This window comes from Streptomyces sp. NPDC021093 (assembly GCF_044333135.1).
In the GTDB taxonomy this organism is placed as follows: Bacteria; Actinomycetota; Actinomycetes; order Streptomycetales; family Streptomycetaceae; genus Streptomyces.
Map to the genome: position 1 here is coordinate 334,168 of NZ_JBIRQJ010000010.1, position 20,348 is coordinate 354,515.

At 70.5% G+C, this 20,348-nt stretch carries 15 protein-coding genes, 1 tRNA gene and 1 pseudogene; 8 read left to right on the forward strand and 9 right to left on the reverse strand.

Annotated features, from left to right (window positions below; translation table 11 throughout):
• Nucleotides 1–56 precede the first annotated feature (56 nt).
• The gene (locus tag ACH4SP_RS30900) at nucleotides 57–1,361 is read left to right on the forward strand and encodes a class I SAM-dependent methyltransferase (RefSeq protein WP_398419637.1); all 1,305 of its coding nucleotides are present in this window, start codon (nucleotides 57–59) and stop codon (nucleotides 1,359–1,361) included.
• Between the two features lie 147 nt (nucleotides 1,362–1,508).
• A complete protein-coding gene (locus tag ACH4SP_RS30905) occupies nucleotides 1,509–2,723 on the forward strand; it encodes a phospholipase D-like domain-containing protein (RefSeq protein WP_398419640.1) in 1,215 nt (404 codons plus the stop codon).
• A 74-nt stretch (nucleotides 2,724–2,797) separates the two neighbouring features.
• Here the strand turns inward: ACH4SP_RS30905 and ACH4SP_RS30910 are convergent, their stop codons facing one another.
• Nucleotides 2,798–5,335, reverse strand: coding sequence for an ABC transporter permease (locus ACH4SP_RS30910; RefSeq protein ID WP_398419642.1), 2,538 nt, complete (start codon nucleotides 5,333–5,335; stop codon nucleotides 2,798–2,800).
• An 88-nt stretch (nucleotides 5,336–5,423) separates the two neighbouring features.
• The gene (locus ACH4SP_RS30915) at nucleotides 5,424–6,176 is read right to left on the reverse strand and encodes an ABC transporter ATP-binding protein (RefSeq protein WP_398419783.1); all 753 of its coding nucleotides are present in this window, start codon (nucleotides 6,174–6,176) and stop codon (nucleotides 5,424–5,426) included.
• 455 nt (nucleotides 6,177–6,631) lie between these two features.
• Here ACH4SP_RS30915 and ACH4SP_RS30920 point away from each other — a divergent pair.
• A tRNA-Leu gene (locus tag ACH4SP_RS30920) sits at nucleotides 6,632–6,714 on the forward strand.
• A 153-nt stretch (nucleotides 6,715–6,867) separates the two neighbouring features.
• Nucleotides 6,868–7,752: a Bax inhibitor-1/YccA family protein gene (locus ACH4SP_RS30925; RefSeq protein WP_398419644.1), complete on the forward strand. Its 885-nt coding sequence runs from the start codon at nucleotides 6,868–6,870 to the stop codon at nucleotides 7,750–7,752.
• Nucleotides 7,753–7,850: 98 nt separating this feature from the next.
• Here the strand turns inward: ACH4SP_RS30925 and ACH4SP_RS30930 are convergent, their stop codons facing one another.
• Nucleotides 7,851–8,081 (reverse strand): DUF4287 domain-containing protein, encoded by a 231-nt coding sequence (locus ACH4SP_RS30930; protein WP_398419646.1) that lies wholly within the window; start codon nucleotides 8,079–8,081, stop codon nucleotides 7,851–7,853.
• Nucleotides 8,082–8,183: 102 nt separating this feature from the next.
• On the opposite strand from ACH4SP_RS30930, the gene ACH4SP_RS30935 reads away from it, so the two are divergent.
• Nucleotides 8,184–8,504 (forward strand): hypothetical protein, encoded by a 321-nt coding sequence (locus ACH4SP_RS30935; protein WP_398419647.1) that lies wholly within the window; start codon nucleotides 8,184–8,186, stop codon nucleotides 8,502–8,504.
• A 9-nt stretch (nucleotides 8,505–8,513) separates the two neighbouring features.
• Here ACH4SP_RS30935 and ACH4SP_RS30940 read toward each other — a convergent pair whose 3' ends face one another.
• The 3 genes from ACH4SP_RS30940 to ACH4SP_RS30950 all read right to left on the reverse strand — a co-directional run bounded on the left by ACH4SP_RS30940 (nucleotide 8,514) and on the right by ACH4SP_RS30950 (nucleotide 12,628).
• On the reverse strand, nucleotides 8,514–9,554 hold the full coding sequence (locus ACH4SP_RS30940) for a hypothetical protein (RefSeq protein ID WP_398419785.1): 1,041 nt from the start codon (nucleotides 9,552–9,554) through the stop codon (nucleotides 8,514–8,516).
• Nucleotides 9,555–10,055: 501 nt separating this feature from the next.
• Complete coding sequence (locus ACH4SP_RS30945) at nucleotides 10,056–11,276, reverse strand: acetyl-CoA C-acetyltransferase (protein ID WP_398419649.1); 1,221 nt, start codon at nucleotides 11,274–11,276, stop codon at nucleotides 10,056–10,058.
• Between the two features lie 347 nt (nucleotides 11,277–11,623).
• On the reverse strand, nucleotides 11,624–12,628 hold the full coding sequence (locus ACH4SP_RS30950) for an SGNH/GDSL hydrolase family protein (protein WP_398419651.1): 1,005 nt from the start codon (nucleotides 12,626–12,628) through the stop codon (nucleotides 11,624–11,626).
• 189 nt (nucleotides 12,629–12,817) lie between these two features.
• Here ACH4SP_RS30950 and ACH4SP_RS30955 point away from each other — a divergent pair, with 189 nt between their 5' ends.
• The gene (locus tag ACH4SP_RS30955) at nucleotides 12,818–14,209 is read left to right on the forward strand and encodes a cystathionine beta-synthase (RefSeq protein ID WP_398419652.1); all 1,392 of its coding nucleotides are present in this window, start codon (nucleotides 12,818–12,820) and stop codon (nucleotides 14,207–14,209) included.
• A gap of 149 nt (nucleotides 14,210–14,358) precedes the next feature.
• A complete protein-coding gene (locus tag ACH4SP_RS30960) occupies nucleotides 14,359–16,530 on the forward strand; it encodes a protein kinase (RefSeq protein ID WP_398419653.1) in 2,172 nt (723 codons plus the stop codon).
• Between the two features lie 283 nt (nucleotides 16,531–16,813).
• On the opposite strand, the gene ACH4SP_RS30965 is transcribed toward ACH4SP_RS30960, so the two are convergent.
• On the reverse strand, nucleotides 16,814–17,266 hold the full coding sequence (locus ACH4SP_RS30965) for a hypothetical protein (protein WP_398419655.1): 453 nt from the start codon (nucleotides 17,264–17,266) through the stop codon (nucleotides 16,814–16,816).
• 10 nt (nucleotides 17,267–17,276) lie between these two features.
• A pseudogene (locus ACH4SP_RS30970) lies at nucleotides 17,277–18,765 on the reverse strand (purine-cytosine permease family protein).
• Between the two features lie 186 nt (nucleotides 18,766–18,951).
• On the opposite strand from ACH4SP_RS30970, the gene ACH4SP_RS30975 reads away from it, so the two are divergent.
• The gene (locus tag ACH4SP_RS30975) at nucleotides 18,952–19,800 is read left to right on the forward strand and encodes a MurR/RpiR family transcriptional regulator (RefSeq protein ID WP_398419657.1); all 849 of its coding nucleotides are present in this window, start codon (nucleotides 18,952–18,954) and stop codon (nucleotides 19,798–19,800) included.
• Between the two features lie 94 nt (nucleotides 19,801–19,894).
• On the opposite strand, the gene ACH4SP_RS30980 is transcribed toward ACH4SP_RS30975, so the two are convergent.
• On the reverse strand, nucleotides 19,895–20,269 hold the full coding sequence (locus tag ACH4SP_RS30980) for a hypothetical protein (RefSeq protein ID WP_398419658.1): 375 nt from the start codon (nucleotides 20,267–20,269) through the stop codon (nucleotides 19,895–19,897).
• Between the last annotated feature and the right edge of the window lie 79 nt (nucleotides 20,270–20,348).

Below are 20,348 nucleotides of genomic sequence, written 5' to 3' on the forward strand. Positions count from 1 at the left end.
ACTCGAAGCTGTACGCACTCGAAGCTGTACGTCTCAACGACATGGAGGTGTGCACCATGACTGATGCCGCGCTGCGGCTGACCAGTCTTGCCGAAGAACTCCTCTCCGCCCCGCTCCCGGTCCGCATCCGGGCCTGGGACGGCAGCGAGGCGGGCCCGCCCGGCGCCCCGGTCCTCGCGATACGCAGCCGCCGGGCGCTGCGCAGGCTGCTCTGGAAGCCCGGGGAGCTGGGTCTGGCCCGCGCCTGGGTGGCCGGTGAGATCGACGTGGACGGGGACCTGTACGAGGCCCTGGACCTGCTCGCCGGGCTGATCTGGGAGCGCGACGGCGACATCAAGGACGCCGTGCACCCGGTCCGCGACCCCAAGCTGCGGGCCGCTGCCCGCGGCCTGCTGAAGCTCGGCGGCCCGTTCCCGCCGCCGCCCGCACCGCCCGAGGAACTGCGCCGCCGCACCGGCCGGCTGCACACCAAGCGCCGGGACAAGGAGGCGATCAGCCACCACTACGACGTGGGCAACGACTTCTACTCCCTGGTCCTCGGCCCGTCCATGGTCTATTCCTGTGCCTACTTCCTCGACCCCGACTCCACCCTCGAAGACGCCCAGCGCGACAAGCTCGACCTGATCGCCCGCAAGCTCGACCTGCAGCCGGGACAGCGGCTCCTCGACGTGGGCTGCGGCTGGGGCTCCATGGCGATCCACGCGGCCCGTACGTACGGCGTCCACGTCACCGGCGTGACGCTCTCCACCGAGCAGGCCGCCTTCGCCCGCAAGCGGATCGCCGAGGAGGGCCTCGCCGACCGCATCGAGATCCGGGTGCAGGACTACCGCGACGTGCGGGACGGTCCGTACGACGCGATCTCCTCGATCGGCATGGCCGAGCACGTCGGCGCCGTCCAGTACGCCGAGTACGCGGCCGACCTGTACGCCCTCCTCAAGCCGGGCGGTAGGCTGCTCAACCACCAGATCGCCCGGCGGCCGATCGCCGACGAAGGCGCGTACCACGTCGACGAGTTCATCGACTCCTACGTCTTCCCGGACGGCGAGCTGGCTCCGGTCGGCCGCACCGCGGGACTCCTGGAGGAGGCCGGCTTCGAGGTCCGCGACCTGGAGTCGATCCGCGAGCACTACGCCCTGACCCTGCGTCACTGGGTCGCCAACCTGGAGAAGCACCGGGACGCCGCCCTGCGGATGGTCACCCCGGGCCGGGCCCGCGTCTGGCGGCTCTACATGGCGGCCTCCGCGCTCTCCTTCGAGCACAACAAGATCGGCGTCAACCAGATCCTGGCCGTCCGCCCGACCGACTCCGGGGCGTCCGGGATGCCGCTGCGGTCCCGTGTGTGGAGTGGGGGGAGTGAGTGACCACCTGAGGGAGGGCGTTTGAACTCTCCTGGCGTGACGATACGTTGAGATTTTGCGGAACTCCGTGCGCAGACCTCCGGGTCAGGGCACGGAGTTTCGTCACGTACGGAGTCACGTACGGACACGTCAAGGAATGAGGGGAAAGACGTGCAGCACCGCAAGAGCACGCGTACCAAGCGGATGTGGCTGTGGGGGACGGGAGCGGCGGTCGCCGCCCTCGCGGTCCCGGCCGTGGCCTTCGCAGGCGCCGCGCCCGAGGCAGCGGCGGCCGTGACGACGACCGCGACGTTCAACGACCCGGCGGGCGACACCGCGGCCCAGAGCCGGATCCGCGACCACGTGAAGGGTCTGATCGAGGGGGCGAAGGAGGGCAGCACCATCACCGCCGGCCTCTACTCCTTCACCGACACCCAGGTCTCGGGCGCGCTCGCGGACGCCAAGAAGCGGGGCGTCAACGTCAAGATCGTCATCGACAACGCGTCGACCGGCAAGGACGGCCAGTACGACGCCCTGAAGGCGGCGCTGGGCACGGACCAGTCCAAGGGCTCCTTCGTGACCAACTGCGGCGTCAACCGCGGCTGCATCGGCTCGCGCGAGCTGGTGGACGGCTCCGAGGACGGCTCGATCAACCACAACAAGTTCTGGCTGTTCTCCGAGACCGGTGGCACCAAGAACGTCGTCGTGCAGGCCTCGGCGAACATGACGAGCCTGCAGCGCACCGACCTGTTCAACAACGCGGTCACCATCGTCGACGCCGGCCTCTACGGCGTCTACCAGGGCTACTTCGCCGACCTCGCCCAGCGGAAGGTGAACAACGACTACTACAAGACCCCGTCCGCGGGCGCCTACAAGACGTACTTCTTCCCGCGCAAGGAAGCGGACGGCAAGAAGTGGAACAGCGACGCGTCCACCGACACCGTCTCGCTCATCCTCGGCAACGTCGACTGCAAGGCCGGCACCGAGGTGCGGGTGGCCGCCAACCTCTTCTCGCGCCGTGAGGTCGCGACGAAGCTGGTGTCGATGGAGGGGGCCGGCTGCAAGGTGCGCCTCGCCAACGACGGCGGTGCCTCGATGAGCGACGACGTCCGCAAGATCCTCGCCGGGAAGATCGCCGACCGCGTCGAGTGCGCGGAGAAGCGCGAGGGCAAGAACCCGGTCGGGCTGCACTCCAAGTACGTTCTGGTGAACGGCACCTACGAGGGCAAGGCGGGCCGCAAGCTGGTCTTCACCGGCAGCCACAACTACAGCTACGCGGCGCTGCGCGCCAACGACGAGACGCTGCTGAAGATCGACAACGCGGCGCTCTACGACCAGTTCAAGGAGAACCACGCGAAGATCATGAGCTACTGCAAGGGCTCGTGACCGCGGGACGGAAAAGGGGCGGCCCCCACGACGTACGCACGTCGTGGGGGCCGCCCCGTCCCTTGGGGCCCGGGCTACTCGGCCTTGATGGCGGAGAGCATGTTCAGCTTCGCCGCGCTGCGGGCCGGCCACATGGCGGCCAGTACGCCGACGACGCCGGCCAGCACCAGGAAGATGCCGATGCGGTCCCACGGAATGACCAGCGAGTAGCCGGTGACCTGGTCCTTGACGGTCTGGCCGATGGCCCAGGCCAGGAAGGTGCCGAGGACCACACCGACCACCGCGCCGAACACCGAGATCACCACGGCCTCCAGGCGGATCATGGTCTTGACCTTGGTGCGCGCCAGGCCGATCGCCCGCAGCATGCCGATCTCCTGCTGACGCTCGAAGACGGACATCGCGAGGGTGTTGACGACACCGAGCACGGCGATGACCAGGGCCATGGCGAGCAGGCCGTACATGATGTTGAGCATCTGGTTGACGACGCCGCCGTACTCGTTGCGGATGTCGTCGCTGTCCAGGATGACGATCGCCGGGTTCTTGCCGAGCGAGTCGATCAGGGACTGCTCGTTGGCCGCGCTCGGACCGCCGTCCATGGCGACGTACGCCGAGTAGATGATCGGCTCCTGGGTGTGCTTCGCCAGGGTCTTGGAGTCGATCATGATGCCGCTGATGAACTCGTTGCGGGCGTAGATGCCGCCGACGGTGAGCTTGGTCTTCTTGCCGTCCTCGAAGGCCATGTCCAGGGTCTGGCCGACCCGGTAGCCCTCGCTCTCGGCGGTCTTCTCGTCGACCGCGATCCCACCGCGGGCCAGGCCGTCCAGCGAGCCCTTCACGACGGAGAGGTTCAGCACCTTCTCGACATCGCCGGGGGTGACGCCGACCGCGTTCTGGAAGTTGTCGCCCGGTCCCTTGAGGGAGCCGAACTGCTGCGGCGACGAGGCGGCGACGCCCTTCGCCCCGGCGATCGTCTCGATGACGGACTTGTCCATGGAGGACTTGTTGGCCATGGAGACCATGTAGTCGGCCTTGACCACTTCCGTGGTCTGGCGGTCGATGGCCTGCCCCATGGTCACGCCGAGCACGGTCAGACCGGTGACCAGGGTGAGGCCGATGGCCAGCGCGGAGGCGGTGGCGCCGGTGCGGCGCGGATTGCGGACCGAGTTCAGCCCGGCCAGCTTGCCGGAGACCTTGAACACGCGGTGCAGCAGCGGGCGCACCAGGGCGATCACCGGCCGCGACAGCAGCGGGATCAGGATGATGATGCCGATCAGGGCCAGGAACGCGCCGCCCCCGATGAGGATCCGGCCCGTCTCCTTGCCCATGGCCGCGCCGCCGACGACGGTGGCCGCACCGATGCCGGTGACGATGGCGCCGAGGACGTTCCGTACGACCAGGGACTTCATGGTCGGCGTGGCGTGCACGCTGCTCATCGCGGCGACCGGCGGGATCTTCGCGGCCCGGCGGGCGGGCAGCCAGGCGGCGAACATCGTGATCAGTACGCCGACGGCCAGCGAGGCGACCACCGGGGTCACGCCGACGACCAGCGGGCCGGACGGCAGCTGGGCGCCCATGGAGTCCATCACCGGGCTCAGACCCGAGGCCATGCCCGCGCCGAGGGCGAAACCGATCACCGAGGCGATCAGACCGACGAGCCCTGCCTCGGCCAGGATCGAGCGGGTGATCTGCTTGCGCGAGGCACCCACCGCGCGCATCAGGGCGAGTTCCTTGGTGCGCTGGGCGACCAGCATGGTGAAGGTGTTGGAGATCAGGAAGACCCCGACGAACAGCGCGATCCCGGCGAAGCCCAGCAGCACCTGGGTGAGGGTCTTCGTCGACTCCGAGACCATCTGCTCCTCTTCGGCGGCGAGCTGCCGGCCCGTCTGCACGGTGGCGTCCTTGGACACCAGCGGCACGATCGCGTCCCGCAGCGCGCTCTGGTCGGTGCCGGGCTTGCCGGTCACGACGGCCGAGGAGTAGTAGCCGGGCTTGAGGAAGAGCTCCTGCGCGGTCCTGTTGTCGAACAGCACCAGGCTGCCACCGGAGTTGACGGAGCCCTGGTCGGAGGTGAAGACACCGCTGAGGGTGTACTCCTTCACCGGACGGTTGGTGGCGATGCGGACCTTGTCGCCGACCTTGTACCCGCCCTTCTCGGCGGTCTGCTTGTCGAGGGCTATCTCCCCGGAGTTCGCCGGGCCGTGGCCGCCGGCGAAGCGGTAGCGCCAGTCCTGGCCGTCTTTGCCGGGGAAGAAGTTGCCGCCGTTGTTGGACCAGCCCTGGGCGATGAGCTTGCCGCCGCGGTCGGCTGCGCCCGCGAAGCCGCCGACCACACCGGTGGCCTCGGCCGCGCCGGGCGCGGCGGCGACCTTGGCGAGCTGGGCCTGGCTGACACCGGGCCGCTGCTCGGCGGCGTCGGGGCGGGTGCCGTAGTCGGTGATGCCGACGGCCACGTTGTCGAGCCCCTTGCTCAACTGCTGGCGGTAGGCGTTGTGGAGGGTGTCGCTGAAGATCAGGGTGCCGGAGACGAAGGCGACGCCGAGCATGACGGCGAGCACGGTCATCAGCAGCCTGGCCTTGTGCGCGAGCACATTGCGCAGGGCGGTGCGGAACATGGGGGTTACGTCCTGGTGGGGTGAGGTTTGCGGGTACGGGACGGAGCGCGTTCGGCTCGACGCCCCGGGGAAGGGGCGGAGCGCGGGGTCAGCTCGTACGGCCCTTGGTGTCGAAGTCCTTCATCCGGTCGAGGACGCCGTCCGCGGTGGGGTGCAGCATCTCGTCGACGATCCGGCCGTCGGCCAGGAAGATCACGCGGTCCGCGTACGAGGCGGCCACCGGGTCGTGCGTCACCATGACGACGGTCTGTCCCAGCTCCCGTACCGAGTTGCGCAGGAAGCCCAGCACCTCCGCACCGGACCTGGAGTCCAGGTTTCCGGTCGGCTCGTCGCCGAACATGATCTCCGGGCGGCTGGCCAGGGCACGGGCCACGGCCACGCGCTGCTGCTGGCCGCCGGACAGCTCGGACGGACGGTGCTTCAGCCGCGCGGAGAGCCCGACCATCTCGATGACCTTGTCCAGCCATGCCTTGTCGGGCTTGCGGCCTGCGATGTCCATCGGCAGCGTGATGTTCTCCAGCGCGTTCAGCGTCGGAAGCAGGTTGAACGCCTGGAAGATGAAGCCGATCTTGTCCCGGCGCAGCTGAGTGAGCTGCTTGTCCTTCAGCGTCCCGAGCTCGGTCTCACCGATCCGCACCGAACCGGAGCTGAAGCTGTCCAGACCGGCCACGCAGTGCATCAGCGTCGACTTGCCGGAGCCGGACGGGCCCATGATCGCGGTGAATTCGCCCTGCCGGAAGTCGACCGTCACCCGGTCCAGCGCGACGACCTGGGTCTCGCCGTGCCCGTAGACCTTGGACAGCTCGGTGGCGCGGGCGGCCACCGCGGTGGCGCGGTGCATGGACTGCTGGGGGTACGTGGTCACGGTGGAGCTCCTGTCGGGACGCTTGGGGGGACGCTTCTTATCCTCACGTCGCTTTTACGTCCGCGAGTCCCTCCGCATGGCGGTTCCCGTGACAGCCTCCGGTCTGACCCACCCGGGGCCCCGTCCTCCTTGAGTATGACGGCGACCCCGAGACCGGGACTACGCCGGGAACGGGCCCCCGACCGGTCCTGCGGAACGGCAGTCATGGGTCCCGACCCGGGCACAAGAGGTCGAGTTTCCGTCAATCCCGTGCACGGTCAGACACGGGGCGCAACCGGCCCCGGCCTGCCCCGGCCAGCCTGACGACCGCCTTCCGGCTCCACTGACACTCCATCAAGCGCCCATAAAATAAGACAGCGTTGGGCCGATGTACGGCTGTTCGGGGGATCTCTGCGGATAGGCTCTGAGCCATTGTCGCGGCCTCGCGCCCTGCCCGGATGGTGGAATGCAGACACGGCGAGCTTAAACCTCGCTGCCCCTCGGGGGCGTACCGGTTCGAGTCCGGTTCCGGGCACATTTCGCCTGCCGGAGCCTTCCGGGGAATACCTCGGCCGGCACCTCGGCTGTCAGGATCGGGGAAAGATCCTCCTCTGGTACAGGGGTGGTTTCTTTGCGCCCCCATTACCCTTGACAGCAAGGTCGCACACGGTGGCCATGGAGGAGTGAGATGAGGAGCAGCAACCCGGTCTTCTCGCGACGGGGGTTCAGCCGCGACAACGGCTACGCGGGCTTCAACGCGCAGCAGCCGCAGGCCGGGGGCCCCGCCGTGGGTACCCAGGGCAACCCCTACGCCCAGGGCAATCCGTACGCCCAGGACGCGACGAACCCGTACGCGACCAACCCGTACGCCCAGCAGGACCAGTACGGCGCCCCGGTGGCACCGCCGCGCGGCAGCGTCATGACGATGGACGACGTCGTCACGCGCACGGCCATCACGCTCGGCCTCGTGGTCGCGGGCGCGACCGTCGCGTGGGTCACGCAGATGAGCCTCGGTCTGGCCATCGGCGCGGCCGTCGTCGCGATGGTGCTCGGCCTGATCCAGTCGTTCAAGCAGAAGCCCGTCCCGGCGCTGATCCTGGCGTACGCGGCCTTCGAGGGCCTCTTCCTCGGCGCGATCAGCAACTACGTCAACACGTGGGTCGCACAGGGCGCCGCGATGCAGGCGGTACTGGGCACGATGGCGGTCTTCGTCACCATGCTCGTGCTGTACAAGACCCGGATCGTCCGGGTCACGGCCCGCTTCACGCGCTTCGTGATGATCGCCGCGATCAGCTTCATGGTGCTCACCGCCGTGAACCTGCTGTTCATGGTGTTCGGCGGCGGTGACGGCCTCGGCTTCCGCAGCGGTGGCCTGGGCATCGTCTTCGGCGTCGTGGGCGTGCTGCTCGGCGCGTTCTTCCTCGCCATGGACTTCAAGCAGGTCGAGGACGGCATCGCGTACGGCGCCCCGCGCGAGGAGTCGTGGATGGCGGCCTTCGGCCTCACCATGACCCTGGTGTGGATCTACCTGGAGATGCTGCGTCTCGTCTCGATCCTGAGCGGCGACGACTAGCAGAGCCGGTTCGCGGAGTTCGTCGAACTCGCAGCGAAGGGCCCGCAGACCGTAGGTACGGTCTGCGGGCCCTTCCGCGTACTGGAGGGGGGTAGGGGTCAGAGGAACTTTCTGGCGGCGCGCCTCAGGTCGTACTCGTGGATGATCGCCTTGGCGTGACCGTGGGCCAGGTTGTGCTCGCTGCGGAGCCAGCTCACCTTTTCCTCGAAGCGGAAGAGGGAGGGCCCGTCGTCGACGGTGCGCAACCAGTCGGACACTTCACGACCGGTGCAGTGGGGGATTCGGGAGAGCAGGTTGCGATGGGTCTCTTCGGAGAAGACTTGGGACATCGGCGCCTCCGGAAGGCTTTGCGCGGTGCTGGTCCTTCACGTCACCGTGCCTGAGTGTTGGCCTGTTGGCAACAGTCCCGGAGAGGCGCGTAGGGTCGCGATGTGCTGGATACGACACCCTTGTTGACCGCCGTGGAGCGGCTCGCCGACCGGCTGCGCGCCACCCCCGAGAGCAGGCTGCGCCGTGGTGCGGCGGCCGTTGGACTGGCGCTGGCCAGGGAATTCGCGCTGCGGGCGCAGCGCCTGGAGTTCCCCGACCGCGAGCCGCTGCCGATGCCGGACGCGGGCATCTTCGCCGTCGCCGATCAACTTGCCGTCGCCGGACGGGATTTGGCACTGGTCGTGGGAACGGCCCCGTCCGGTGAACTGGACGGGGCCGTGGCGCTGGTGGAGGCCGCCGAGAAGCGGCTGCAGGGGTTCTAGGCGGGGTTCTCAGGCGGGGTACGAGGCGATGACGCGGTCCGCGAGGATGTAGACGTTCTCCTCGCCGCACGAGAACGTCAGCGCGTACGCACCGGAGATGCCGGAGCCGCCGAGCAGCACCGGGGGCTTCCCGTCGCGCAGCGACTGCGCGAGCAGCTCCGCCGTCTCGCGGTGGCCGGGGGTCATGCACAGCGTCGTACCGTCCACGAAGACGTACACGTCGAGGGTGCCGAGCGGGCCGGGCCGGATGTCCGAGAGCGGGGCGCGGGTGACCGCGAGGCCTTCGAGGCGGGCCATCGTCGCGTCGTGGTCGCCCCGGTCGGCGGCCGGTGCGGGCGCCGGGTGCGGCACGAAGGGCACGAAGTCGGGGTGCGAGGGGTGCCGGCGGCGGGCGGCGGCCAGTTCGGCGGCGTCACCCGGCAGGTCGTCCTCCGCATCGTCGTCGTCATCGGCGGCGACGGCCTCGGCGGTGGTGTCCTTGCCGTCGCCGTTCCGGGCGGCCCGGGCGTTCTGCGCGTCCTTCAGGGCCTGGGCCGCGTACTCGGCCTCGGCGGCTTCCTCCTCCTCGATGGAGAGGTAGAACTCGGACTCCTCGGCGCCGTAGGCACGGGTCGCTTCCAGGAGGGCCTCCAGCTCGCCCTCCTGCAGGCCGGTGAACTCGGCCGGCTTCGGCATGTAGTACGAGAGGGACTCCTGCTCGGCCGCGGTGAAACCGCCGAGCAGCGACGGGGCGTCGGCCGCGTCCCTGGCCTCCTGCGCCGCCCAGAACGCGCGCGCCTCGGCCAGCTCCCGCTCCCGCTCCTCGGCCAGGGCCTCGGTCACAGCGGCCCGTATTTCGGCGGCCGGAGTGACCGCGGCGGCGCTGCCGCGGGTCTGCTGGGGGAGCGCGGTGAGCGCCTCCTCGGCCTGCCGCCGCGCCGCCTCGGCACGGTCGGCCGCGCGGTCGGCGCGCAACGCGGCGACCTCCTCGCGGAGTCCGCGGACGGTGTGCAGGGCAGCACCGCCCACGGCCGCCGTGGCAGCGGTGGCGAGCAGCAGGGCAAGAGACATGGCGCTCACTGACGTACTCCTGAATTCATTGCGATCCCCATGGACGAACCCGGCCGACTCCGAGACGAACCCGGCCGGTATCGGTCCCCCGACCGATCCCCCGAACTTCCTACATCAGCTTCCCGTGTGCGCTTGCTCGCTGTCAGTGCATTACGTCACGAAATGGACAGGTCTTTGGGCCTGGCCCTTCGTCCGTAAACAGTCGTGACCTGCGGGAATCCCGTTCCCTCCGGAGGTAGGTCACATCCTGGGGGAGATTGGGTCACGACTGGGACGCGAGGCGATTGACGGGGCGCGCGGGGGAGCGCGCACCGGCTGCGCTCAGATGATTGTGCGCTTGGATCCGGCCGCGCGCTCGGTGATCTCGGTGATTCGTGAGCTGTCCCACAAAGGGCGTCCACACAGAGCGGTGCGCCTCGGGCCGTGAGCGGGCCGAAGGCGCACCGGTCGTCGTCGGTCGAGGCCGTCGCCGGCCTCGGGTGTTGTCGGTGGCGGGCGTTGTCAGCTGAGGCGTTCGATGACCATGGCCATGCCCTGGCCGCCGCCGACGCACATCGTCTCCAGGCCGAACTGCTTGTCGTGGAACTGGAGGCTGTTGATGAGCGTGCCGGTGATACGGGCGCCGGTCATGCCGAAGGGGTGGCCGACGGCGATGGCGCCGCCGTTGACGTTGACCTTGTCGAGGTCCAGACCGAGGTCCTGGTACGAGGGGATCACCTGGGCGGCGAAGGCCTCGTTGATCTCGGCGAGGTCGATGTCGCCGACGGTCAGGCCTGCCCGCCGGAGCGCCTGGTTGCTGGCCTCGACCGGTCCGTAGCCCATGATCTCGGGCGAGAGGCCGGAGACGCCGGTGGAGACGATGCGGGCGAGCGGGGTCAGGCCCAGCTCCCGCGCCTTCGTGTCGGACATGATCACGAGGGCGGCGGCGCCGTCGTTGAGCGGGCAGCAGTTGCCCGCGGTGACGAGGCCGTCGGGGCGGAAGACGGGCTTGAGGCCCGAGACGCCTTCGAGGGTGACGCCCGCGCGCGGGCCGTCGTCCTGGCTGACGACGGTGCCGTCGGGGGTGGTGACCGGGGTGATCTCCCGCTCCCAGAAGCCGTTCTTGATGGCCTGCTCGGCGAGGTTCTGCGAGCGGACGCCGAAGGCGTCCATGTCGGCGCGGGTCACGCCCTTGAGACGGGCCAGGTTCTCGGCGGTCTGCCCCATCGAGATGTACGCGTCCGGTACGAGGCCGTCCTCGCGGGGGTCGTGCCAGTCGGCGCCCGACTGCTCGGCGCGGGCGGCGGTACGGGCCTCGGCGTCGGCGAACAGCGGGTTGTGCGTGTCCGGGAGGGTGTCGGAGTTGCCCTTGACGAAGCGCGACACCATCTCGACGCCCGCCGAGATGAAGACGTCGCCCTCGCCGGCCTTGATGGCGTGCAGGGCCATGCGGGAGGTCTGGAGGGAGGAGGAGCAGTAGCGGGTGACCGTACAGCCGGGGAGGTGGTCCATCCCCATCTGCACGGCGACGATGCGGCCGAGGTTGTAACCCTGCTCGCCGCCGGGGAGGCCGCAGCCGAGCATCAGGTCGTCGATGTCGCGCGGGTCGAGCTCGGGGACCTTGGCGAGAGCCGTCTGAATGATGGTCGCGGTGAGGTCGTCGGCGCGGACGTCCTTGAGGGAGCCCTTGAAGGCGCGGCCGATGGGGGAGCGGGCGGTGGAGACGATCACGGCTTCGGGCATCGGGGCTCCTGGGGGTGCGGGCGCGGGCGCGGGTGAAGTGGGCGGTCCTTCTTCGAAGTTACCGGCACGTACCGGGGATGGTCACCGGGTGGGTGGTGTGACACGGGCCGCACTTCTAAGCGGTTGCTCAGGGGGCGGTCGCGGGGGTGGGCGGTCGTGGAGGGGCGAGGTCCGCGCGAGGGGCCGCCCCCTTGCCCACCCGTCCCGCCCCCGGGGGGCGGCCCCGCTGCCCAAGAGGGCTAGGGGTCGGCGGCGTAAGCCGCCCACGGGGCCAGGCTTTTAGGGGCGCGGGGAACTGCGCGGCCAGCCACGATGCACCCGCACCATGACGACTACCCGCCCCGGCCCTACCCCCGCGCCCCGCTCGGGGACGTTGACGTCGATGTCGGGTCCGGGGCCGTGGGGATCCTGCGGCGGCGGCGGTGTTTGAGGAGGGCCCAGGGGGCTCGGGCCCCGGTGACCTCCGTGCCCGCCTCCGCCGCCGCCTTCGTCGCCGCTCGGGCGACCGGCAGCATGCCCTCGTCGCGGGAGCCGTCCAGACGGTCGGTTTCCGGCCAAAGGCCGAGTGCCGCGCACAGGGTGGGGAGGACCGCCATGGCGGCGGTGGAGTACCCCTCCGCAGATGGGTGGTAGTTGTCGGGGCCGAAGAGCTCGCGCGGGTTCGCGGCGAATTCCGGCCCGAGCAGGTCGCCGAGCGACACCGTGCGCCCGCCCTGTTCGACGACGCCGATCGTCTGCGCCGCCGCCAGCTGCCGCGAGACCCTGCGGGCCAGCCACCGCAGCGGCTGGTAGACCGGCTCGATCGTGCCCAGGTCGGGGCAGGTGCCGACGACGACCTCCGCGCCGGCCGTGCGCAGCCTCCGTACCGCCGAAGCCAGGTGCCGTACCGACTGGGTGGGGGGCATCCGGTGCGTCACGTCGTTCGCGCCGATCATGATCACGCAGACGTCCGGGGGATGGACCGGATCCCGTACGAGAAGCGAGACCTGGCGTTCCAGATCGTCCGACATCGCGCCGGGGAGCGCCACGTTGCGCAGTTCCACCGGGCGCTCCGCGACCGCCGCGAGGCCCGAGGCCAGGAGTGCGCCCGGGGTGTGCCCGGCCCGCCGTACGCCCTGGCCGGCCGCCGTGGAGTCGCCGAGCACCCCGAGCCGCAGCGGCGGCAGGTCGCACCGGGCGGCGAAGGCCGTGCCGTACAGGCCGTCCGCCGGTGGGGCGATCGGCGCGACCCCGCCGCCCACCGCCCGTTTCGCCAACTGCACCTCCGCGAGCACCAGTCCCACCGTCGCGGCTCCGATCAGCCCGATGCCGCCGCCGCCGTACGCCGCGCCCGCGGCGATTCGCCGTGCCACCCTCGCCCTCGACACAGTCGCAGCCACCTCCTCGAAGAGCCGTCCGCACGAACATCCGTGCGTCCGTCGGTCCGTACACCTGCTAACTGCCCGGTAACAGGTGCTGCTCAATCTCCGCCAATGGTGAATACGGGAGGTGGAGCATCGGTCTAGTCTGGGCCGCACCATCACGGAGACCCCGGAGAAGACGTGCGATTTCACGACTCGATGATCAGCCTCGTAGGCAACACCCCGCTGGTGAAGCTGAACCGAGTGACCGCAGGCATTCAGGCGACAGTTCTGGCGAAGGTCGAATACTTCAACCCGGGCGGCTCGGTGAAGGACCGGATCGCCGTCCGCATGATCGAGGCCGCCGAGGAGAGCGGTGCGCTGCAGCCCGGCGGCACCATCGTCGAGCCGACCTCCGGCAACACCGGAGTCGGCCTGGCGATCGTGGCCCAGCAGAAGGGCTACAAGTGCATCTTCGTCTGCCCGGACAAGGTGTCCCTGGACAAGATCAATGTGCTTCGGGCGTACGGCGCGGAGGTCGTGGTCTGCCCCACGGCCGTCGACCCCGAGCACCCCGACTCGTACTACAACGTCTCGGACCGCCTCGTCCGGGAGACCCCCGGCGCCTGGAAGCCGGACCAGTACAGCAACCCCAACAACCCGCGCTCGCACTACGAGACGACCGGTCCCGAGCTCTGGGAGCAGACGGACGGGAAGATCACCCACTTCGTCGCGGGCGTCGGCACCGGCGGCACGATCTCCGGCACCGGCCGGTACCTCAAGGAGATCAGCGGCGGGAAGGTCACCGTCGTCGGCGCCGACCCGGAGGGTTCCGTCTACTCCGGCGGTTCGGGGCGTCCGTACCTCGTCGAGGGCGTCGGTGAGGACTTCTGGCCGACGGCGTACGACAAGAGCGTCACGGACGAGATCGTCGCGGTGTCCGACAAGGACTCCTTCCAGATGACCCGCCGGCTCGCCAAGGAGGAGGGCCTGCTGGTCGGCGGCTCCTGCGGCATGGCGGTCGTGGGCGCGCTGCGGGTGGCGGAGCGGCTCGGCCCCGACGACGTGGTGGTCGTGCTGCTGCCGGACAGCGGCCGCGGCTACATGAGCAAGATCTTCAGCGACGAGTGGATGGCCGACTACGGCTTCCTGGAGGACTCCGGTCCCTCGGCGCGGGTCGGTGACGTCCTCCAGCACAAGGAGGGCGGGGCCATGCCGCACCTGGTGCACATGCACCCGGAGGAGACCGTCGGCCAGGCGATCGAGGTGCTCCGCGAGTACGGCGTCTCGCAGATGCCGATCGTGAAGCCGGGCGCGGGCCACCCGGACGTGATGGCCGCCGAGGTCATCGGCTCGGTCGTCGAACGGGAGCTGCTGGAGGCCCTGTTCGCGCAGCGGGCCTCGCTCGGCGACCCGCTGGAGAAGCACATGTCGGCCCCGCTGCCGCAGGTCGGCTCCGGTGAGCCGGTCGAGGACCTGATGGGCGTGCTCGGCGGCAAGGGCGGCGCCGATGCGGCGATCGTGCTGGTCGAGGGCAAGCCGACGGGTGTGGTGAGCAGGCAGGACCTTCTCGCGTTCCTCGCGAAGGGCTGACGCTCCGGCGATCGTGAGCGGTTGCACGGGCCCGGATCGGCCGGTGGGAACTCAGGTGTTGGCCTGAGCCTCACGGTACGATTCGGGCCTGTTGCGTGCCGTATGCACACGGGACGCACGGGGGGACGCACACGGGAAGGGGCCGCGACGTGGACAGCCTGGGGGCGGGGGATCCGCGCACGATCGGCGGCTATCGGCTGCTGGGCAGGCTGGGCGAGGGCGGCATGGGCCGCGTGTACCTGGCCCGCTCCGGCACCGGACGCACCGTCGCCGTCAAGCTGATCCGCGCGGAGCTCGCCGCGCAGCCCGCCTTCCGCAGCCGGTTCCGGCAGGAGGTCGAGTCGGCGCGGAGGGTGGGCGGCACGTGGACGGCGCCCGTGCTGGACGCGGACTGCGACGCGGACGTGCCGTGGGTGGCCACCGGGTACATCGCGGGGCCCTCCCTCGCCGAGGCCGTCGCCGCGCACGGCCCGCTGCCCGAGCATTCCGTACGCGCTCTCGCCCGCGGCCTCGGGCACGCGCTGGAGGCGATCCACGGGGCCGGGCTGATCCACCGCGACCTCAAGCCCGCGAACGTCCTGGTCACCATCGAGGGCCCGAAGGTCGTCGACTTCGGCATCGCGAAGGGGCTCGCGGGCGCGACGGCGGCCACAACGGGCCTCACCAGTACGGGAGTCGTGGTCGGCTCGCCCGGCTGCATGTCGCCCGAGCAGATCCGCGACGAGGAACTGACCCCGGCGAGCGACGTGTTCGCCCTGGGCGCGGTCCTGGCGTACGCGGCGACGGGCCGCCTTCCGTTCGGTGACGGCGGGGGCTCGGGCGGCATCCACGCCGTCCTCTTCCGCATCGCGGCGCAGCAGCCGAACCTCGACGACGTCCCCGAGGCACTGCGCCCGCTGATCGCGGCGTGCTGTGCGAAGGAGCCGGGGGAGCGGCCCCGGCCGGCGGAACTGGCGGCCGGGGCCGCGGGCGCCGCCGTCTCGCCGTGGCTGCCACCGGGCCTGATCGCGGAGCTGGGGCAGCGGGCGGTACGACTGCTGGACGTGGAGCCGGAGCCGGAGGTCGAGCGTGAACCGACCCCGACCCCGACCCCGACCGCGCCTCCGGTCCCGGTGCCAGCCCCGGGGGCCCCGGTCCCGGAAGCACCGGTTCCAGGGACCATGCGCCTCGGAGCGCACGGTGCCGGGCAGGGGCAGGGGCAGGCGCAGCAGTCGCAGCAGGTCGGCCAGTACGGCATGCCCCCTCAACTGCCCTACGGGCAGGGCCCGGTGGGCGCGCCCCCGGCCGGTGTCCCCACCTCCGCCGGCCGTGCCCCCGCGCGCACCCGGCGCCGGGTTCTCGTAGTGGCGGCCGCGGTGGCCGGAGTGCTGGCCGTCGGTGTGGCCGTGGCCGTGCCGATGCTGAAGGGGAACGGCGGCAGCAGCGGTGCACCGGGGGCGCAGGGGCCGGGCGAGACGCCCGGGGCCTCCGTGCCCGGTGGTGGCGCGGTGCCGTTGCCCGACGGGTCCCAGGGGGCGCGGAGCCCCGCTCCCGCCACCCCCGGCGGGAAGCCGTCCGATGCCACGCCCGGCGGCGGCCGGAGCGCGGACACGGGAAGCGGAGCCGGAAACGGAAGCGGAGGAAGCGGTACGGGCGAGGGGGACGACGCGGCCGCCCGGGTCCCGCAGGCCTTCGTCGGCACCTGGATCGGCAGCACCATGCGCAAGGGGCAACCCCTCGGGCAGGAACGCCGGTTCACCGTCACGGCGGGCGCCGTCGGCGAGGCCGTCATGCGCAGTACGAGCCTGGACTCCGGGTACGAGTGCACCAGCAGCGGCACGCTCACCTCGGTGCGGGGCGGCACCGTGAACCTGACCGGCAGCTTCGTCTCCGGTGCGCCGCGGTCCCGCTGCTCGATCATCAAGGGGCAGAGCCTGACGGCTGGCCCCGGCTCCACCCTGCTCTGGAAGGGCCTGGACCGGACCGCCACGCTGCGCAGGGTCGCGGACGGCAGCGAGCAGGTTCCGGCGAATCTGCTGGGGCAGTGGGAGCGGAGGCTGGAATCCGGCGGCAGTCAGAAGGTGACGATCCGGCAGGCGGCGCCCGGTGCCCGTGCGGTGACGCTCGTCGCCGACTCCGGCGGCAAGCGGTGCGTGTCCGCGGCGAACCTGTTCACCGCGTCCGGCGGTTCGGTGCGCATCGGTCCCGCCGTGGTCGACGAGGGCGCGTCCGGCGCGGGCTGCGAGATGGGCTCCTCGTCCACCCTGCGCGCCTCGGGAACCACGCTGACCAGGACCTACACCGACGGCTCCACCCCGCGCACGTACAAGAGGAGTGGCTGAAGGGGCGGCAGTGGCAGTCGGCGGCGCACTGGACTTCGTGCAAACGGTACGAGCGCGACATGCGGTCGCAGCACCCGCTTAACACGGCGCGGGCACAGTGGTGGTTGTCGGCGTCACGGACAACCGGAGCGGCTCCCGGGCCTCCGCGGACGTCAGGACACGGGTCACCGGCCCTGACCCGGACCGTGTCCGCGCGTGGGGACCGTCGTCGTCCCGCCCCCCGGGCAGCCGGGGGTGCGGCGGTCCCCGCGTCAGACTTCCCGGGGCGATTCCGGTCGGTGCGTCAGTCATCCCAGTCGGAGGACTTCTCCCGCCGTTCGTGCCCCGACGATCCGGCGAACGGCCAACCCCGGTTCGAATGAACGGCGTTGACGCCGAAGACGCCCAGCCAGCAGATCACAAGACCGAGCAGTCCCGCGTTCACCACCGCGATCGCGGACAGCGGGATCGCCAGGATGAGCGAGATGATCGCCAGCCCGAAGCGCTCGCCGAAGCCGCCGTCCCCCGGCGATGGGCGTGCGGGCCGGGACTGGTCCCGCGCGACGACCATCTGCTGCTCGGCCAGCTGCCGGCGCACCCGCCGGTCGACCGTGGTGTCGAGGCGCTGCTCGACCTTCTCCAGGAACGATTCGACCAGGGCCGCCTCGTAGTCCGCCCCGAGTTCCCTGCGGGCGTTCACCGTGGCGTCCAGGTCCTTCTTCAGCTCGGCGTCGCGAGCGCGGCCTGTTGCGTCCATACATTCGACGTTACGGATTCGGGGTGGCGACGGCAGTGGGGCTATCCCCCGATTTCTCCTGCGGTTCACCCCCGGGGATGTGTGCGGTGTTCCGCCGGGCCAGGAAGAAGTACAGCACCGCGGGGACGACGAGGCCGATGATCCACGAGATGTCCGCGCCGCCCAGCGGAGCGACCAGCGGGCCCGTGTAGAAGTGCGTCACCAGGAAGGGCAGCTGGGCGACGATGCCCACCCCGTAGACGGTGATCGCGTCCCAGCGCCAGGCGCCGTACCGGCCGTGCGGGTCGGAGAGGGCCGGCAGGTCGTACCGCTCGCGCGAGATCAGGTAGTAGTCGACCAGGTTGATCGCCGACCACGGGGTGAAGAAGGTCAGCAGGAACAGCAGGAAGTCCTTGAACGAGGTCAGGAAGCTGTCCTTGCCGAGGAGGGCGACCGCCGTCCCGGCGACCATGATGCCCGCGATGTAAACGGACCTGGCGCGCGGCGAGAGCTCCCGCTGCCCCCGGAAACCGCTGATGCTCGTCACCATCGACATGAAGCCGCCGTACGTGTTGAGCACGTTGATGGTCAGCTTGCCCAGCGCGATCACGAAGTACAGGAACGAGGCGACCAGACCGGCGCCGCCGAGCCCGACGACGTACGACACCTGGCTCTTCATGAAGGCCCCGCCGGACGTCGCCGCCACCAGCACGCCGAAGGTCATCGACCTCCCCCACGCCTTAAGGGCGCGGGGGGACCCCCTCCGAGCCGATGCCGGACCCGGCCAGGGTCCACCAGAAGGTGGCCTTTCCCGACGTCGTGCGCGGCAGATAGCGCGAGTAGTCCGCGACGTACGGGCCGAAGGCGAGCTGCCAGGAGGCGGAGAGGGAGACGGCCAGCAGGAACATCGGCAGGTCGAAGCCCGAGTCCGTGCGCAGGACCGCGCCCAGGTCGATGCTGTCCAGCAGGCGGACGCCCAGGTAGACGAAGGCCACGGCGCAGACGACGCTGGCGACCCGGCCCAGCGCGTGGATGACCTTGTAGCCGACGGCCGCCATGACGGCGGTGACCGCGGCGAAGACGATGATGCCGGTGGTGTCGCCGAGGTGGGTGAGCTCGCCGACCGCCTGGCCCGCCAGGACGCTGCCGCTCGCGAAGAAACCGACGTACATCAGGATGACCAGGGCGAGCGGAACGACCGCCCCCTTGACGCCGAACTGCGCCCGGGACTGGATCATTTGAGGCAGCCCGAGCTTCGGGCCCTGCGCCGAGTGCAGCGCCATGACGGCGCCGCCGAGCAGGTTGCCGAGGAGGAGGCCGATGATCGACCAGAGCGGGCCGCCACCGAAGACGACGGCGAGGGCGCCGGTGACGACGGCGGTGATCTGGAGGTTCGCGCCGAGCCACAGCGTGAACTGGGAGAAGGCCCTGCCGTGGCGTTCGGAGTCGGGGACGACATCGATCGAGCGCCGCTCGACCAGGGAATCCTTGGTCAGGGGGGCCTTGGCGGACTCCGGCATGTGTGTGTCCCTCCCGCGCGGTCTGTATATGGTCATGCAGGGTTCTTCGTGGCTGAATAGATGTCAATGGTTCGGCTTGGATTCCCGCATCGTGGATGTGCAGAGCACGGATGTACGCAGCGTGGATGTACGCAGCGTGGATGCGCAGAGCGTGGATGTACGGAGAGAGAGACAGGAGGCGACGGGATGAGCGACAGCGGTGGCCCTGCGGCGCGGCTTCAGCAGCTTTTCGAGGGGCGGCGGCTCACCCCGACCCAGCGGCGGATCGCGCACAGCATGGTGCGGCGGGCGGCCGAGGTGCCGTTCCTGTCGAGCGTGGAGCTGGCGGACCTGGCCGGGGTCAGCCAGCCGTCGGTGACCCGGTTCGCGGTCGCGCTCGGCTTCGACGGGTATCCGGCGCTGCGCAAGCACCTGAGGGAGGTCGCGCCGGGTGCGGACCCGGGGCCGGACGCGGAGGTCTCGTACAACGAGTACCAGCAGGCGGTGCAGGCCGAGATCGAGAACCTGCGGCATCTCGCGGCGCTGCTCGCCGACCCGGCGCCGGTCGAGCGGGCGGGCCAACTGCTCGCCGCCTCAAGGGTGTTGCCGGTCCTCGGGCTGCGTGCCGCGTCCTCGCAGGCGCGCGGCTTCGCGTACTTCGCGGCGAAGGTGCACCCGGACGTGCGGCTGCTCGACGAGGGCGGGTCGATGCTCGCCGACCGGATCGACGCGGCCCGGCGGGCGGGCGCGGACGTACTGCTGTGCTTCGCGCTGCCGCGCCACCCGCGCGAGGTGGTGGAGGCGCTCGCCTACGCGCGCGAGCAGGGGCTGACCGTGGTGACCGTGGCGGACTCGGCCTTCGCGCCGGTCGCCCGCCACAGCGACCTGCTGATTCCGGCGGCGGTGGGCACGGGGCTCGCCTTCGACACGGCGTGCGCGCCGATGCTGCTGGGGCGGGTGCTCCTGGAGGCGATGTGCGACGGGCTGCCGGAGGCGCAGGCGCGGCTGGAGGAGTTCGACGTACGGGCCGCGGCGCGCGGGCTGTTCGTGGAGTAGTGCGGCTCGGTTTCCGCGGCTCGGCGTCCGCGGCTCGCGGAAGGGTGGCGGGGGTACGGGGGCCGGGTTTCCCGTACCCCCGCCGGGTGGCGGCTCAGACCTCCAACTCGTTCTCGATCTTCTTGAGTTGGTGACGGGCCATCGCAAGATTCGCGCGGCCCTTGTCGAGCGCCAGGTAGAGGAAGAGCCCGTTGGTGCCGCGGCCCTTGAGGAGGCGGATCAGGTGGTACTGGGTGCCGAGGGTGATGAGGATGTCCTCGATCTCGTCGTTGAGCCCGAGGTGCTCCATGGTACGGACCTTGGCGCGCACCACGTCGGTGTTCCCGGCGGCGGCGACCGCGAGGTCCAGCTCCTTGCTGCCGCCCGCGGTGCCCAGCGCCATGCCGCTGGTGTAGTCGACGAGGGCGACGCCGATGGCGCCCTCGACGGTGGTCATTGCTTCTTTGAGGGCGCCTTCGGTGTTGGCCATGAGCGGTCGCACTTCCTTCTGTGTCGGGCTTCTGTGCCGGGTGTTCTTCGGGTGTCGGGTGTCGGGTGTCAGTCGTCAG